This is a genomic window from Blautia sp. CAG:237 (assembly GCF_000436615.1).
GTDB lineage: Bacteria > Bacillota > Clostridia > Lachnospirales > Lachnospiraceae > Blautia_A > Blautia_A intestinihominis.
The window spans coordinates 22,286-39,592 of record NZ_FR886723.1; the positions used below are offsets into that span (position 1 = coordinate 22,286).

The 17,307-nt window shown below is 45.0% G+C and carries 15 protein-coding genes; all 15 read right to left on the reverse strand.

Annotation, left to right across the window (positions count from 1 at the left end; all coding sequences use genetic code 11):
• Positions 1 to 598 (reverse strand): 30S ribosomal protein S2 (gene rpsB / locus QZL69_RS06125; protein WP_291518619.1); only part of this gene is annotated, 598 nt, incomplete at its 3' end.
• A 212-nt stretch (positions 599 to 810) separates the two neighbouring features.
• The gene (locus QZL69_RS06130; protein WP_022214348.1) at positions 811 to 1,602 is read right to left on the reverse strand and encodes a pseudouridine synthase; all 792 of its coding nucleotides are present in this window, start codon (positions 1,600 to 1,602) and stop codon (positions 811 to 813) included.
• 19 nt (positions 1,603 to 1,621) lie between these two features.
• Positions 1,622 to 3,823 carry a DUF6449 domain-containing protein gene (locus QZL69_RS06135; RefSeq protein ID WP_022214349.1) on the reverse strand — a complete coding sequence of 734 codons (2,202 nt, stop codon included), beginning with the start codon at positions 3,821 to 3,823 and terminating at the stop codon, positions 1,622 to 1,624.
• On the reverse strand, positions 3,798 to 4,700 hold the full coding sequence (locus QZL69_RS06140) for an ABC transporter ATP-binding protein (RefSeq protein ID WP_022214350.1): 903 nt from the start codon (positions 4,698 to 4,700) through the stop codon (positions 3,798 to 3,800). The genes QZL69_RS06135 and QZL69_RS06140 overlap by 26 nt, the downstream gene beginning before the upstream one ends.
• Positions 4,697 to 5,068, reverse strand: coding sequence for a GntR family transcriptional regulator (locus QZL69_RS06145; RefSeq protein WP_022214351.1), 372 nt, complete (start codon positions 5,066 to 5,068; stop codon positions 4,697 to 4,699). Before QZL69_RS06145 ends, QZL69_RS06140 begins: the two co-directional genes overlap by 4 nt.
• A 185-nt stretch (positions 5,069 to 5,253) precedes the next feature.
• Positions 5,254 to 6,018 (reverse strand): CPBP family intramembrane glutamic endopeptidase, encoded by a 765-nt coding sequence (locus QZL69_RS06150; RefSeq protein ID WP_291518624.1) that lies wholly within the window; start codon positions 6,016 to 6,018, stop codon positions 5,254 to 5,256.
• 68 nt (positions 6,019 to 6,086) lie between these two features.
• On the reverse strand, positions 6,087 to 6,734 hold the full coding sequence (locus QZL69_RS06155) for an HAD-IA family hydrolase (RefSeq protein WP_022214353.1): 648 nt from the start codon (positions 6,732 to 6,734) through the stop codon (positions 6,087 to 6,089).
• A 15-nt stretch (positions 6,735 to 6,749) separates the two neighbouring features.
• Positions 6,750 to 7,595 (reverse strand): hypothetical protein, encoded by an 846-nt coding sequence (locus QZL69_RS06160; RefSeq protein WP_022214354.1) that lies wholly within the window; start codon positions 7,593 to 7,595, stop codon positions 6,750 to 6,752.
• Positions 7,596 to 7,624: 29 nt separating this feature from the next.
• Positions 7,625 to 8,866 carry a serine/threonine protein kinase gene (locus QZL69_RS06165; RefSeq protein WP_330361750.1) on the reverse strand — a complete coding sequence of 414 codons (1,242 nt, stop codon included), beginning with the start codon at positions 8,864 to 8,866 and terminating at the stop codon, positions 7,625 to 7,627.
• A 147-nt stretch (positions 8,867 to 9,013) separates the two neighbouring features.
• Positions 9,014 to 10,780 (reverse strand): arginine--tRNA ligase, encoded by a 1,767-nt coding sequence (argS, locus tag QZL69_RS06170; protein WP_022214356.1) that lies wholly within the window; start codon positions 10,778 to 10,780, stop codon positions 9,014 to 9,016.
• Positions 10,781 to 10,792: 12 nt separating this feature from the next.
• Complete coding sequence (locus QZL69_RS06175; protein WP_022214357.1) at positions 10,793 to 11,665, reverse strand: DegV family protein; 873 nt, start codon at positions 11,663 to 11,665, stop codon at positions 10,793 to 10,795.
• A gap of 269 nt (positions 11,666 to 11,934) precedes the next feature.
• Positions 11,935 to 13,191: an ABC transporter permease gene (locus tag QZL69_RS06180; RefSeq protein ID WP_022214358.1), complete on the reverse strand. Its 1,257-nt coding sequence runs from the start codon at positions 13,189 to 13,191 to the stop codon at positions 11,935 to 11,937.
• A gap of 14 nt (positions 13,192 to 13,205) precedes the next feature.
• Positions 13,206 to 15,170 carry an efflux RND transporter periplasmic adaptor subunit gene (locus QZL69_RS06185; RefSeq protein WP_022214359.1) on the reverse strand — a complete coding sequence of 655 codons (1,965 nt, stop codon included), beginning with the start codon at positions 15,168 to 15,170 and terminating at the stop codon, positions 13,206 to 13,208.
• Complete coding sequence (locus QZL69_RS06190; protein WP_022214360.1) at positions 15,167 to 15,847, reverse strand: ABC transporter ATP-binding protein; 681 nt, start codon at positions 15,845 to 15,847, stop codon at positions 15,167 to 15,169. Before QZL69_RS06190 ends, QZL69_RS06185 begins: the two co-directional genes overlap by 4 nt.
• The gene (locus tag QZL69_RS06195) at positions 15,847 to 17,292 is read right to left on the reverse strand and encodes an efflux RND transporter periplasmic adaptor subunit (RefSeq protein WP_022214361.1); all 1,446 of its coding nucleotides are present in this window, start codon (positions 17,290 to 17,292) and stop codon (positions 15,847 to 15,849) included. Before QZL69_RS06195 ends, QZL69_RS06190 begins: the two co-directional genes overlap by 1 nt.
• Positions 17,293 to 17,307: the final 15 nt, after the last annotated feature.

The following is a 17,307-nucleotide window of genomic DNA, read 5'->3' on the forward strand; positions in this document are numbered from 1 at the left end:
TTACATAGTCAAGTTCTTCCGGATCACAGTTAGTATCGCAGATACCGATAAGCGGAATACCTAATGTATGAGCTTCCTGAACGCAGATTCTCTCTTTCTTAGGGTCAACGATGAAAATTGCATCTGGGAGACGTTTCATCTCTTTGATACCGCCAAGGTTCTTCTGCAGTTTAGCAAGTTCTTTTCTTAATTCAATAACTTCTTTCTTTGGAAGTACTTCGAAAGTTCCGTCAGCTTCCATAGCTTCGATCTGTTTCAGTCTTGCGATACGGCTCTGGATTGTCTTGAAGTTTGTAAGCATACCACCAAGCCATCTCTCGTTTACATAGTACTGTCCGCAACGCTCTGCTTCAACTCTGATAGCGTCCTGAGCCTGTTTCTTAGTACCAACGAAAAGGATGTTTCCGCCGTTAGCTACGATATCAGCTACTGCATTGTAAGCATCGTCAACCATACCTACAGACTGCTGAAGGTCGATGATATAGATACCATTTCTTTCTGTGTAGATGTACGGAGCCATTTTAGGGTTCCATCTTCTTGTCTGATGTCCGAAATGAACACCTGCTTCCAAAAGCTGTTTCATTGAAATAACGCTCATGATTTTTCTCCTTTTTGGTTAAATTCTTCCGCACAGATCACTTTCTATCCGGACCCAACCTCACACCGTAAGGGCACCATCCATCGGAATCTCTGTACGTGACTTTTTATTTGTGCGTCTTTACGCACATTGCAACTTCTAGAGTATAGCATAAGAAAACCCTCCGTGTAAAGAGGGTTTTCGCACTTTTTCTTATGAATTTTACTGATTCTTTAACATTTTACGCTTTCTTTCAGTTCTGTTACTTCTTTCTCTGTCAGCGGACGGCATTCGCCTTTTTTGAGATCATCCGGGAGGGTGAGAGTTCCCATGGAGATCCTTTTGAGGTAGATGACCGGTGTTCCGACTGCTTCCATCATCCGTTTGACCTGGTGGAATTTGCCCTCGTGGATCGTCAGATGGAGTTCTGTGTAGACTTCCGGGAGATTTTCTCTGCGGACACGTGCTGTCTGTCCGAAAGATCCGTCTGTCTCTTCAAAGCTTCCGCCTACGATTTCTGCTTTTGCCGGCATGGTCAGTTTCGCTTCTCCGATATCCACGCCTTCTTCAAGTTTCGCGACTGCTTCCGGTGTCACATTCCCCTCTACTCTGACAAAATAGGTCTTGTCCACATGTTTTCCCGGGGCAAGCAGTTCGTGCGCCAGCATTCCGTCGTCGGTGATCAGGAGAAGTCCTTCTGTATCTTTGTCAAGACGGCCTACCGGAAAAAGTCCCTTCCTGTCAGATGGTACATATTCCATGACAGTTCTGTCGTTTCTGTCTTCTGTTGCACTGACGCAGCCCGCCGGCTTATTCAGAAGATAATAGACAAACTCCGGTGCCGCACCAACCGTCTCACCTGCAAGCACGACTACGTCTTTGTCCTGATCGACTTTAAGCTCCGGTTTCTTCGCCGGTGTTCCGTTGACCTGAACCTGACCTTTCTGTATAAATTTCTTTACTTCACTTCTGGTTCCCTTCCCTGCATCCGCAAGAAATTTATCCAGTCTTACTGCTTTTGCCATAATCACTCCTCATTCTGTCTCACTTTCCAAACCAGGCGAGCCACCTGCCCGAACTGTTTATGGTCTTCTGGTAGGTTGTCATTGTATCTCCGTCATCGTCACTGTTATCAGAAAACTCCGGGCTGATTCCAAGTTCCTGCATTTTGTCCAGTACGAAATCTGGTACATCTGCTCTCTTTAGAAACAGGGAATTCATCATCTCCCCCTGTTCCATGTAAACGGCAACAGCTACATTGGAAACTGTCTCCGTATCACCGCCCGCATATGCATTCCGTTCCAGGACCAGTGCATTCTGGATTGCTTTTATTTCCTCTGGTTTCGTATAAAAAAACTCTTCCTGTTCGGAAATGTTTTCCTCTTCATAATAAGTCAGTGAGATCTTGTTGATATCCAGTTCTTCTATTGTCAGAGGATATCCTGTTTTCTTAAGAATTGCAAGTGTATTTTTGAAAGAAGGTGGAACTCCAAGGTTCCAGTCCACATACGTAACTTCTTCATTGTTCTTGCCCGGCACAAGACTGTTGATATTACTTCTGACCGGAAGTGCATAATTAAAGTCAAGCTGGATTATTATTTCTTCCATCATATCTTCTGCTGATGCGGACTCGATGTCTTTTTTCAGTGCATCGAGAAGTTCCTGTTTCTGTCTGTCATCATTCTGGAAGATACTGTACCCCATTCCACATGCATCTGTCATTCCTATGGTCGTCAGATATTTTTCATCCAGATCCAGAAATTCGTATTTTTTCTCTTTGAGATTTTCTTCTGCGTACAATCCTTTCATGAGAGTTCTCAGATTCTTCACATCAGCCCAGTAACCTCTGCATACAACACGCCCGGATTTCAATGTATATTTCACAGAGATAAAATAAGATCTCTTTTTTGCTTTATCAACATTCAGGCTGTCTTTCACGATATTTTCAAGAGCCTCGTATGTCTCGTCTCCGATCCCGTCTGCCCCTGTCAGAGCATTTGCCGGATCGTACCAGTTATAATTATCTGTCAGATCATAAAATTCTCCATCTGCTGCTTTCTCTATATGAGCATAATAATCCTGATCATATCCGTTACTGATATTCACAGATGCAAGCTCCTCCTGTTTCGGAAGATAGCTGTCAAAATGAAGAAGGTCTTTCTGATAGATCATCGCACATCCGAACACAAGCACTCCTGCCAGTACAAGCTGCATTTTTTTTGCAAAAAATTTCTGGAAGCTCATATGGTAGATAATTTCTATCATACCATGTGAAAGTACCGTTCCCAGGATCAGGCCGAACACCCACCAGATCAGTTTTGTCCTTCCATCTGCCTGCGGATAAAAGATCCAGCCCACTGCCAGTCCTGTCGGGATCACGACCATAAATTTCACCAGTACTGCTACCCATCTGTATACCATGGATCTTCCTGCTGCCTCAGAAGGTCTTTTTTCATAGGCGATCCAGGAAAGAACTGCCAGTACAACGATAAGGATCACAAGTGCCACAAGATATTTCGCCGCGTGTCCGGCTGAGTAGGCATCTGCCAGACTGAACGCAAATGCCGCAGGCGAAGCATCCTTCAAAAGAAATGCCATGATCCCATATCTCTTATCTATAAAAGTATCCAGAAAAGTAAGTCCGCATGCCGCCAGGACAAGTTCCAGTGCGATCCCGTACAGATATATTCCACCCAAAGTCAGGATTCCCATCAGCATATTTCCCGTTATACATAAGACCAGTACAACGCTGAAGTAGATCATCAGATAAACGAGCAGGTGAAGGCACAGCATTTTTACTGCCATTCCCATAAGTTCCAGGCTGAAAAGCCCCCTCGCTGCCCCAACACAGACTGTCAGAAATTCTATAACGATATATGACACCAGATAGTAGATCAGTCCCATTACTGCCTTTTCTGCAAAAAGTTCTGACCGTTTCATTGGAAGAGTGTGATAAAAATTCGTTTTCTTTCTGGAATACAGATACAGGAATCCATTTACTGCATTCATAAATCCTGCCGCCATCGCAACAGCCATTCCTGTCAGGACAAATCCATCCTTCCACAAACGATAATACAAAAGTGTGATCTGATCCTGCGTATATCCCAGATTTCTCCAGGATCCCAGTTTCTCCAGTCCTATCACCGGAAATGCCAGGATAAATCCAAGTGTCAGAAACGCCGGTATCCATGCCTGTCCTTTGGATACCGTTTTGATATATTTAGAAGAAAAGATTCTGGATCTCATAACCAGCCACCTCCGTTTCACTGATAAAAATTTCTTCCAGACTCAGTGGAAGTACCTCGCAGAACAGTGGATTTTTTTCCTGGATCCTGTGCATGATCTCTGTCCTTGTCCCCCTTGCAGTGATAAGCGTGAGGGATCCCTGATGATCGATTTTGAGGACATCCAGTTCTTTCCTGAGTGCGTCTTCCAGTTTCTTATCCTGTAATACACACTGGATCTTGTGGATATGGAATTTCATGTCTTCCAGATCTTTACTGAGGATCATGCCGCCCTTATGCAAAAGACCCACATGGTCACAGATATCCTCGAGTTCCCTCAAGTTATGTGATGCGAGGACCGGTGTGAATTCCCGGCTCAGGATCTCTGCTGCAAAAAGGCTCTTGACACCCTGCCGCACCACCGGATCCAGTCCGTCAAAAGTTTCATCGCAGAGAAGATATTTCGTTCCTGCACTGATTCCCAGAAGTACCATGAGCAGCTTCTTCATTCCTTTCGAAAAACTGCTGATCCGCTGTTTCTCATCAAGCCGGAACTGCCGCATCAGTTTGGAAAAACGCTGGATCTCAAACTTCGGATAATGAAGCCTGTAAAAAGCCGCCATATCTGCCGGTGTAAAATTTGTCGGAAAATAGCAGTCATCAGATATGTAAAAAAACAGCTCTTTCGCAGTTTCATTGTCATAGACTTCCATATCGTCAACGGTGATGCTGCCTTTATCTGGCTTCAGGATTCCTGCTACCATTCGAAGCAGGGTACTTTTTCCTGCTCCATTGCTTCCAACCAGTCCGAACACTTCCCTCTCTCCAATATCCATGGAAACGTTATTGACCGCCTGAAGTGCTCCAAATGCCTTGCTGCACTCTCTGATCTCTATCATTTCTGTTCCTCCTTGTACCCTCTCTGTACTAATGTGAGCAGTTCCTTTTCTTCAAATCCACTTCGACAGCCTCGCTTTACCAGTTCGAGAAATTCGCTGCGAAAATCTTCTTTGTATTTTTCCTGTATCTTCTGTGTGTCTGCCACGAAATTCCCCTTGCCTTTCACCGGGTAGATCAGTCCTTCCTGCTCCAGCGTCATATACGCTCTCTGGATCGTGTTTGGGTTGACCGACAGTTCTATTGCCAGCTGCCGTACAGATGGAAGTCTGGAATCAGCCGGCAGTGCGCCCTGATAGATCAGCGTCCGGAATTTCTCTGTTACCTGTTCGTACAACGGCCGCCTGTCCTGATAGTCTAAAACGATCATAGGTCCTCCTTTCCTGCATTTTCTATGTGTATATAGTGTACTAATTGTTTTAATACGCTCATTCTAGCATATCCATGCCTTTCAGACAATACTTTCAAATCTAAAATTTCCACAAAGCCGGTTTGAGCCGTTCGGGCAATAAAAAAACTCCCGGAATAAAATCTCATTCCAGAAGTTTCTTTTTCTTATATGATCCTTCGCTGTTCTGTATCCGTACGGTTTCGGAAATAGCTGATCCCGGCGCACATTCCAGTCAGAAGCAGAACCAGCATCACGGCAATTCCCATCGGATATCTATCAAGCAGCCATGCCGCCAGTTCAGGAAGGACCAGCGACCATATATTGGCACCCATGTGGAGCAGGACACTTGTCCACAGGCTGCCTGTCTGTTCAAGAAAATACGCGAAAAGACATCCGAGTATACTTGCATAGACACCCTGCACCAGATTTCCATGATAAATGCCAAAGAACAGACCGGAGATCACGATCGCCTCACCGGAGCGCATATAATCCCGGAGTCTCAGATAGATCAGCCAGCGGAACACGATCTCCTCCGCAAGTGGTGCTATGATTCCCATGCACACGATCAGGAAAAACATGCTCTTGCCATCCGTCAACTGGCTCATCGTCTCCTGATATTCCTCTGTATTGAGAAAGGAACCTATCATATTGACGAACATATTTGCAAACTGCGCAAAACCAGCTCCCATGACCAGGATCAGTCCGCATTCGCCAATGCTTAACCGATTCGGTTTCTGTCCTGTTACCAGCCCGCCAGCTATTCTCGCCCGACGGTCCTTCTTGTAAAAGTACAGACAGGGAATCATAGTGATAAGTCCGGTAAGCCCTGTGAGCAGGATCGCATTATTATAATAAGCCTCCGTTCCCCCTTCGCCCAAAAGCTGCATCGCAAGCCAGATTCCTGCATACCCTATGATCTGTGAGATCAAGAAATGGATTCCGCATGGATAAAGAACTCTCCATATCCGGCGGATGCGGCTTTGTTTACGCCGAGGGCTCAGTCGAAAAAATGAAGCAGTTCATCGACAGAATCAACGATCTTGAGAGGATTCGCCTCTGTCAGTTCTTCCTGTGTTCCATAACCATATGCAACTGCCACACAGTCAAGTCCTGCCGCACGCGCGCCAAGAACATCGTGCTCTTTGTCACCTACCATGAGAACTTCGTTTCGTTTATCGCTCATGTTGATGCGTTTCAATGCTTCCTCGATCACCTCTGATTTGCTTGTTCTGGCACCGTTCATTTCACTTCCTACAACCACATCAAAATAAGAACTCAGCTTGAAATAATCAAGGATCTGCGTTACATAGTACTCTGGTTTTGAGGAAGCGACTGCCAGAATGTAACCTTTGCGTTTCAGTTCCTGAAGCATCTCCTCCACACCCTCATATGGATGATTCTCGTAAATTCCCTTTACTTCATATCGTTCTCTGTAAAATTCTACTGCCTTGCGTCCAGTAGCCTCGTCCACACCGGCGTATTTCATGAACTGTTCCATGAGCGGCGGTCCGACAAAGACTTTCAGTTTCTCCAGGTCTTCTTCTGGTTTTCCGATCTTTTCCAGTGCATACTGAACGGATTTGGTGATTCCCTCGCCAGACTCTGTCAGTGTTCCATCCAGATCAAAAAAAATTGCTTTATACATAAATTTCCTCCATTGTCAAAAAATATTATACGTTAGTATAGCATTCTTTTTTGCTTCCGTCCACGACAATTCTTTCCTGCACATTATGGCTGTCTCGATTTCTGTCTGCATTTCCTGTGGGTTCAGTTTCAGCAGGATCCTGCTGCTCCTCCAGTGCCAGTCTGCTTCTTTTCCATTTATCCGGATCGAGACAACTGCGATCACACGTGATCGATCCGGGATGATTTCTGCCTCTGCTGCATTCCGGATCTCTTTTCTGCAGTAAATGAGCTGCATTTTCTGGCGGCATTCTTCTTCGGTAAGCTCTTCTTCTTTTTGTGGAACTGTCAGGATATTTTTCTGGATTTCTGAGACCGGGGTTGGAGTGGGACTGATGGATGGGATTGGTGTCATTGTTGGTGTGGGGGAAGGAATTGGTGTTGGAGATATGTCTGCGATCTGTTGTTCTGTATTTTCAATATTGTAAAGGGTATCATTACTGTTCTGATGGTCTGCGGCCCTGGCGGTTTCTGAGCTGTTATTTTGAGACACGGTGTTGTTGTTTGAAGTTCCATCTTCATACGAGTCTGCTGAGAAAAAATCGTTCCAGTCTGTTTCTGGCTGTGCGGTATTGGTGTTTCCTGTCGTGTAACTTCCTGCACCTGCGCCAGAGGAATCGTCTCCTGTATTCCAGGAATCTTCTGTGCTGCTCCAATTGTTGTTACTGTCATAATTATCATTGTCGGACGATGTCGTCCCGCCTGTGGTTTCTTCCTGATCCCAACTGGAATCATCCTCGAAACTTCCTGTTCCCATATCAACATCAAAGCCGCCCAGTTCGATTGCCTGGACAACCTTTACTGCGAGCAGTAAAAATATCAACAGCGAAACTCCTGCCAGAAAGTTCTTTTTTATTTTGAGGATGCTTCTTTTTTCCATGCTTCTATCTGATTCTGCGTTATCCGACTGTTGTCTGTTTTCTTTTCTGATGTCTGTTTTTCCCATTCTCTGTATACCTCCATACTCTGTTCATATCGCCCCTGTCTGTTGAGAAAGTTTCCAAACTCCAGATAGCCTGCTCCGTATTCCGGTTCGTATGTGATCAGCTGTCTGTAATAAAACTCTGCTTTGTTTGCTTTGCCAAACAGTTCTCCGTTCCACGCCAGTAATTCCAGGAGGCGGATCTGCTCTTCACTTTTTCTGTAGAGTTTGAGCATCTGCTGTAATCTGTGTTCCGTATCCAGGCAGAAAAGTTCTCTGGATTTTTTATCGCTGCTTTGATATTCCATGCTATAAAATCTGGCTGTCACGGCTGCCAGTGCGTTCTGGAATTCTGGAAGTACCGGCTGCTGTTCTGCGCCGTGGATAACTGCCAGGAGGGTGAGGAGTGCAGCACAGACCGGAACCAGGACGGATTTCAGGGAGAATGGTTTCCAATTGATCTTTGCAAGATATTTTTCTGCTTCTTCTGCATTCTGCCAGCGTTTGTCCGGGTCCTGGCGGCAGCATTTGTGAATGAATTTTGCGAATTGCGGGGAGCGGATATAATAGTGGTATTTCTTTTTTCCGCAAAGTTTTTGCAGTGTTTTGCCGAGGGCGTAGAAATCGCTGGGTGCGGTCAGGATGCCTTCGTATTGTTCCGGGGCGGCGTAGCCTTTTGTTCCCTTTATCGTTTTTCTTGCAGTTTTGTAACTGCACAGGGCGCTTCCAAAATCTATGAGGTAGATTTTTCCATTTTCATCTAAGATTAAGTTGTCTGGTTTTAAGTCGCCATAATAAATGGGGGGTTTTTGTGAATGCAGGTATTGAAAAATTTGAAGAATTGTATGGGTGATCGTTAAGATTTGGTCAAAAGAAAATTGATAAGATTCTTTTAGATGGGATTCAAGGGATTTGCCTTTGATGTATTCCATGACGAGGTAGCAGGAATCGTCTTGTTCGGTGTAGTCTGTCATTCTTGGGAGGGATGGGTGGTTGAGATGTTTTAGAAGTTTTGCTTCGGTTTTCTTTGAGATGGGGAGTTGTTTGATGGTCCAGAAGGTGCCCAGGTCCATATCGCGGGAGAGGTAAGTGGTTCCCTCCCCGCCCTCTCCTATCTTGGATATGATGCAGTAGCGGTTTTTTAGGATTTTGCCTGTTAAATCTATAACTATTCTCCTTTCTGCTCTCTATTCTTTAACCCCAAAACCTCCGAGGGGGAACGCACTCGAAGTTGCGAAGGCCGTTTTTTCCCCCTCGGGCTCCCCCTTTTTCGACCACGCTTTGTGTGAACAAAAGGGGAAAGGTGAGGGACGGAAACTTTACATGCGGTCTGGGGCTGAGAAGCCCAGGAGGTCGATGCTGGTTTCGAGGATGTTTTTGGTGAGGCTCAGGAGTTTGAGGAAGGATTCTTTCTGGCCCTGGTTTTCTTCGCTCAGGATCTTGGTCTCGTGGTAGAAGCTGTTGAAGGCGTTGGAGACTTCGTAGATGTAAGCGCAGATTTTGTGTGGTGCTTTTTCTTCGAAGGCGTTTTCGATGGTGCTTCCGAATTTGGTCAGTTCCAGCATGAGGTTTTTCTGGCTGGTGTTTACTGCCGGGAGGAGTTCTCCGGATTCGAGGTTTCCGCCTTCTTCTTTGTAACGGTTCAGGATGGATTTGATTCGTACAATTGTGTAGAGGATGTACGGACCTGTGTTTCCTTCGAAGGAGGTGAAGCGGTCGATGTCGAAGACGTAGTCTTTGGTTGCCTGGTTGGAGAGGTCACCGTATTTGATTGCGGAGAGGCCTACTACTTTGGCTGTTTCCTGCGCATCCTGGTCTTTGACGCTTCTGTTTTCGACAATCTTGTGGAACATTTCTTCGTCGATGTCTGCGATCAGGTTTTCAAGACGCATAACGCCGCCGTCTCTTGTCTTGAATGGTTTGCCGTCTTTTCCGTTCATGGTACCGAAGCCAAGGAAGGAAAGTTCTGTCTCTGGTTTTACGAGACCGGTCTTTCTTGCGCAGCGGAATACCTGGATGAAGTGGAGTTCCTGGCGTTTGTCTACGACGTAGAGGATCTCATCCGGATCGAAGAGTTTTACTCGTTCTACGATCGTTGCAAGGTCTGTTGTTGTATAAAGGGATGCTCCGTCGGATTTGAGAAGCATGCATGGCGGGATTTCTTTGGTGTCTGTGTCTTCTTTGACATCTACAACGAGTGCTCCCTGATCTTCGTATGCGAAGCCCTGGTCTTTCATCATCTGGACCATATCCGGGATGTATGGCTGTGCGTCGGATTCCTTTTTCCAGAGGTCGAAGGATACATTTAAATTGCTGTAGTTTCTCTTGAGGTCAGTTACGGAAACCTGCATGATGTGGTTCCAGAGAGCCATGTAGCCTGGTTTGCCCTGCTGTAACTGATGTGTTGCCTCAAGTGCCTCGTTACGGTATTCCTCATCTACTTTGGATTTACCGCTTGCACATGGATAGATCTCTTCCAGTTCGCTGATGGTGAACGGTGCTTCCTGCGGGTATTCTCCCTGATAGCTGTCGTCAAAGTAAACAAGCTCCGGTTTGCGGTGTTTGAGTTCTGTGATGATAAGTCCCATCTGGAGTCCCCAGTCACCGAGATGTACGTCACCGATCACCTTGTGTCCTACATATCTGCCGATACGTTTGATACTCTCTCCGATGATCGCGGAACGAAGATGTCCTACGTGGAGCGGTTTTGCTACGTTCGGTCCGCCGTAGTCGATGATGATGGTCTTTGGTGTCTCTGCAGTCCTGACAGAGTATTTCGGGTCTGCTTCCATTTCCTTAAGGTAGTCTGCAAGGAATTCTTCTCTGACTCTGAGGTTGATAAAACCTGGTTTTACAACCTCTGCCATAGAAAAGATCTTGCTGTCCTTGAGATATACAACTACATCATCTGCGATCATGAACGGTGCTTTCTTGTAAGCTTTGGCTCCTGCCATTGCTCCGTTGCACTGATATTCACATAAGTCAGGACGGTTGGAAACGGTTACTTTGCCGTATGACGGATCATATCCGGCTTTTTCAAAAGCAGAAGCAAGTTCCTCTGCCATTAATTCCATAAGTTTTTTCATTATCATATCTCCTTATTTTACAGTTACTTTTTTGGAGCAGGCTACGGCGAGTGCTCCGTGTCCGATGTGGCAGGCTACACTTAAAGAAAGCGGATCCATATGGATGTCCAGACCCGGGAATGCTGCCTGAACTTCATTCTTGAATTCCTCTGCTTCTTCTTTGTTTCCTGTATATGCCATCTGGAGGCACATTTCTCCTGCTTCTGCATATTCCTTAAAACGGCTGTCCCAGTCTTCTCTCATTGCTTTGAGCATGACTTTCTTTGCCTGTTTCTTACCTCTTACCTTGGCATAGGCATCCAATTTCTCTCCCTGGATCTGAAGAACCGGTTTCAGGTTGAGAACAGTTCCGATCGCTGCTGCTGCCGGAGTGATCCTGCCGCCTTTTTTGAGATATTTCAGTGTTTCCAGTGTGATGTAGATGCTGGATTCCATTTTTTCCGCTTCGAGAACTTCTTTGATCTCTGCGGCTGTCTTGCCTACATCACGCAGTGCCAGTGCATCCAGAACGGACTGACGCTGTGTTACGGAAATCCTCTGGTTGTTGACAACCTGTACTTTGCCGCCATATTCTCTGGAAAGTGCTGTTGCAGTATCGCATGCTGCACTTAATCCGCTGGACATCGGAATGTGCACAACCTCATCATACTCCTCCAGAAGATTGTCCCACAGTCCGCAGACTTCTGCCGGGCCTGGCTGTGAAGTAGAGATTGCTTCATCGTTCTTGAGCTTCTCATAAAATTCTTCCTGAGAAAGTGTGATCCCCTCAAGATACATAACATCATTAATATAAAAAGGCATCGGGAGGACAGAAATTCCAAGCTCTCGTCCTTCATCCTGTGTAATGCCACTGTTACTGTCTGTTACAATCGCAATTTTTCCCATACTGTATCTCCTCATGTGTTTTTCTGTTTTCAGATAACAATACTCATATCCTTATTGAATCATTGCATACTGTTTATAGTTTAGCACATCTCACCCGGTATCTCAATTAAAAATATAAAAGCCGGATATTTTTTACATTTTATATAAAAAAACCTCTATGGTTCCCGGGAACCATAGAGGTTTTTTTATATAAAATGTAAAAAATATCCGGCTTTTATATTTTTAATTGAGATACCGGGTGAGATGTTTCACAGTAACAGATTTTTGACTTATTCACTTCGCAGTGCATCGATCGGGTTCAGGTCTGCTGCCTTAACAGATGGGAGCAGTCCAAAGATAACTCCGATCAGCATGGAAAATATTACTGATCCGATGATCGCCGGAATACTGATCGCCGTCGGTGCTCCCGAAAGCTTGGAGACCACTTTCGACAGGACAATTCCGACAATAACTCCAATGATACCGCCAATACTTGTCAGCATGGCCGCTTCTGTCAGAAACTGGAAAAGAATGACCTTTTTTCTTGCTCCGATCGCTTTCTTTAGACCGATCTCACTCGTTCGCTCTGTGACAGATACCAGCATGATGTTCATAACACCGATACCTCCTACCAGCAGAGAAATACTTGCGATCCAGATCAGCTGTGTATTGGTGCTTTCGCTGAGTTTCTGCATATTTCTTACCTGCTGCATCACATCGTCAGCCTTGTATTTGAACTTGGAAGAATTTGTATCAATTCCCTGATTCATAACTTCCGCTGCTGCATTTCCGGCAGAACTCATATTGTCTGTAGAATCCGCACGGATCACTGCATTCTGCGGCTCGTCAAACTGAAAAGCTGTCGGCCAGGTGGTTTCCGGGATCATAACTGTTCCCATGATGGTCTGATAATATTCATTGAACTCGTCAATCGTCTTGATGTTCGGAAGATAGTCGTCACTCTGCTGAACAACCCCGACAACGGTAAACGGTTCTGATCCAATCTCAATCGTCTTACCTACCGGGTTCTCTCCTGCAAACAGATTCTCTGCTGCATTATCATCCACAAGAACGACCTTTCTCATCTCATTGAGATCTTTCTGTACAAAACCTCTACCCGCTCTGACCATATACCCGCGAGTTTCCAGATACTCCATGTCTATTCCATAAATGCTTCCGCCCTGGAAACTGACATTCTGATAATAAACGTTGCTCGCATAAGAACGACTGTAAAAAAATGTCGCATTCTCTACATGATCCAGTTTCCGTACTTCTTCTTTCTGTTCATCTGAAAGAAGCGGTGCAGCTTTCCCATCACTCATTCCGTAATCCTGGTCATAAGCACTGTCTCCATAATTAAGCGTAATGGAAACCGTGTTATTACCCGCACCGATCAGGTCTTCCTTGATCTGTTCATTTGTTCCCTTCAAAGTTGAAACGATTGCAATAATGGAGGCAATACCGATAATGATACCAAGCATTGTCAGAAAGGATCGCATTTTGTGAGACCAGATTCCCTGAATGGATATTCTGATATTTTCAAGCATAAATTCCCACCTTCCTAGTAGCCATACATTTCGTCTGCTGAAACTTCTTTTGTTTTGACACCATCTGCAACATCATCGCCATAAGGAAAAGCAATTTTGTCTTCTCTGGTGATTCCTCCTGTTACGAGAACACTGTATCCACTGTTTACATTGCCTCCCACTTTCAGAATCTGTTTTTTCAGCACACCATTATCATCCTTGTAGACATAGCTGACTCCATTTTCAGTGCGGACAAATGCTCTGTCCAGAACAATTCCATTGCTGACCACATTTCCTGCCAGCATAACCGTAAGCCAGTCGTCATCTGATACTTTAACGGAACTGTCCTCTATAGTAGCTGTATATTCGTAGTAAGAAGCATTCGGATTCCCACTTCCATAATAGGAAGAATCGCCCGAAACAGGATACTCGGACACGTATGCCACCTTTGCATTAAAGTCACCATTTGAAGTGGAACATTTCAATTCTGTGCCTTCCTTTATCTGATCCAGCATCAGTTCACTTACCGTTCCTTTAACATAGTATCCTTCTTTGCTCTTAACTGTCATAAAAGTGCTTCCATCAGAAGATGAAGTTGTGGAATCTCCAACCTTTGCCACAGTTCCATCCAGTCTGCTGTAAATCGTTTCTTTCTGAACCTTCTTTTCCAGTTTACTGATATTCAGTTTGCTTTCCCGAATATCCAGACTCAGACTCTGAATTCTTGATTTCTGGATTTTGATTGCTTCATCTCTGGTAATTGAAGCGTTTCCTGAATCATCCGCATTATCATAATCTCCACCATCATCTGGTAATTCATCCTCATACTGACTTGCACCATCCAGTGTATATTCAATTTCCGAATCATTATCTACACGTTTGTCAAGAAGATTTCCATCAATGAGATAATACCCAATACAGGATGACTTTCTGTCCTGATAATCTGTCACCTGATTATTCTGATGAAATTCCAGCTGATACCAGTATCCTGTCTTTCCCGCATCCCTTGTACCGTCACTGTTAAACTGTGCCATTTTGTTAAGGAAAGAACCTTTTGCAACTACATATCCTTCGGACGAGTCACACAGGAACACAAACGGATCATCCTTCGTACCAGTTCCGGTAATAGGTTCTGTTTCATCATTCAGGATCTTCACAAACTGTGATTCTCCATCCATCAGTTTATCTTTATTCTCACCTGGTGCTATATCCACAATTTTTACATCATCCACAAAATCGTCCTGCGGCTGATCTGCTCCCGGTGTTTCCGTTGGTGTTGGTATCGGTGTCTCTTCCGGTGTTTCTGTTTGTTCAGGAATCGGCGTAGGTTCCGTATCATCTTCCCCTGTATCATCAGAACCAAAATCCACATCTGCGCTCGTATCTGCTTCCTCAGAGGAAGCTTCCTGCTGCGTATCCGTAAAATCCTCGGTCGAAGCTGTGCTTTCCAGCATGGCTGCCGCCAGAATTGGATTCATTACTGCTGCCAGATAAACTCCGTTCAGGGAACTTCCAGCCGAAGCCAGCTCATCTCCGGTGCTGCTTGTATCTGTGTCCGATGGCTGGTCTGCATTCAGAGAATCACTGCCTGCATCGCTTTCCTCAACAGGACCTCCATTCTGAAGACTCGCAAGTCGTTTCTGTGCCTTTGCCAGATTTTGTTCCTGCTGTTCCTGCTTCAGTTTCGCGATCTTGAGTTCCATCTGCACCAGTGTCATATCAAAAGAAACCAGTTTGTCTCCTTTTTTTACTGTATCGCCTTTTGATACATAAACATCCTGAACGATCATGTCTTTGTCTATGGTAATACTTTGAACTGCACTTGTAGCGATATTTCCCTCCAGGCTGGTATCATCCGTATAATACTGACTCGCCAGGCTGTCCACACTTACAACTGACACTTCACTCTGATGTGATTTTCTGTAATAAACTGCACCACCGGCAGTACCGCCCGCTATCAATGCAGCGATCAGAACTCCTATGATGATTTTTTTCTTCATGAATTCACCTCTTTTTCCCTGAGTTCACCGTCACGGATCGTTACTACACGTTTCGCATGTGCTGCGATTTCCGGATCATGCGTGATCATCAGGACTGTTACCCCCTCATCATTTAACTTCTGAAAAAGCTCCATGACCTGTGCTCCGGACTTACTGTCCAGTGCTCCTGTGGGTTCATCTGCAAGAAGCAGTTTCGGACTGTTTACGATTGCCCTGGCGATCGCCACTCTCTGCATCTGTCCTCCGGAAAGCTGGTTCGGCTTAAAGTCAACTCGATCAGCAAGTCCTACACGATCCAGTGCTTTGAGGGCTCTCTGTCTGCGTTCTTTCTTTGAAACTTTGGCATAGTTAAGCGGAAGTTCCACATTTGCTGCTGCTGACTGCCGCGGAAGAAGATGAAAACTCTGAAAAACAAAACCGATCTTGTTCAGACGGATATCTGACATGTCATTTTCGGAACAGGTTCCAATCTCCTGACCATCCAGAAAAAATTCTCCCTTTGTCGGTTTGTCAAGACATCCTATGATATTCATAAGTGTTGTCTTGCCTGAACCGGACGGTCCCATGATTGCCACATATTCTCCCTCTTCCATGGAAAAGTTGATATCTTTCAGTACCGGAACGCTCATTTTGCCCTGCTGGTAATCCTTATAGATTCCTTTTAATTCCAAGATCATTACTCTGCCTCCGTATCATCCTGTATCGGGACCAGATCTTCGTCCGGGAGATCACCATCGGTCATATCACCCGTATCGTAATCACTTATCATGGTGTCGTCTGTTCCGTCATACCCGTAGTCAATGCTATCCATATTATCATCTGCCGGAAGTTCATCAGAACTCATATCAGAAACAGGCTCCATATCTACATTATCTGACTCAACAGCTTCTTCTCTGTTTTTGGTCGTTGCCATTCCCTCTTTGAGATTTTCTGCCGGGTAAGCAATATAATCATCCTTCGTAAGTCCGTCTGCGATCTCATATTCTCCCAGTTCTTCATCATACTGTCCAAGAATCACGCTGCGCTTCTCAAGTTTCTTGTCCTTACCCATTGCCCAGACATACGGCTGGTCAGTATCTGTATCTGAAATATACACTTCACTCAGCCACAGGCCTGCTTTCTGATCTTCCTGTCCTTCGTCATTTTCTATGTAAACATGCTGTCCAAGCATGAGACCGTCAGAAGAATCAAGATTCACATAAAATGGATAGGTACTTGAAGAAGTCTGGGAATCTCCACTTGCATCCATCATACCGAAGCTGTTGCTGTTACTGTTGGTAGTTGCACTGTCCTTATCAATAGTACCCATGGTCCCATGCCAGATCTGACTGCTGTCCACACGAGACCGGACAATTACCGGTTCTCCTTCTACAATGTTCTGGATATTCAGTTCATTTACAGTTCCTTTGACTCTGTACGAACCAGTACTCAGAATCGTAATAAATGCATTGCTGCTTCCACTTCCTGTATCAGAATAAGAAGACATATCGTCAGCACTGTCATCCAGACTGTCTCCATCATCTGTTGATAATTTAGATGTGTCAATCTTCTGAATTACACCATCAATCGAACTTCTCACCTCAGTATTACCTGTTGCGCTCTGCAGTTTATCAATTTCTGCCTGCTTGCTTTTCTGATTATATTCATTTTTTTTGAGATTCATTTTGTTTGTCTCAATTTCAATTGTATAAGACAGCTGATTGTCCTGAGATGCCTGTTTCTTTTCTTTCTCGAGAGTAGCAATCTGATCATTCAGGCTGGACTCCTCATTCTTGAGACGGTCCAGTTCCAGCTGCGCTTCCTCCAGGCTGTCCTGAATACTGCTGAGATCATATTCAAACAAAAGCTGTCCTTTTTTGACCTGGTCTCCTGTCTTGACCTGGACTTTCTTGACAGATCTTCCACTCTCCAGTTCCACCTCAACCGTTTCCTGCGGTTCTACCGTGCCTGCATATCTGTTGGATACACCTGCAGCATCTCCATTGATCTCACTGATCAGTGTTACATATACAACATCTCCGCTGACTTCCTGCTGTCCAAACACTCCTGTTTTCCAGCAGACTCCCGCTGCGCCTCCTCCTATTATCAGGATCCCCAAAAGGATCAGAATTCTTTTTTTCATAATATGAAGTTTCCT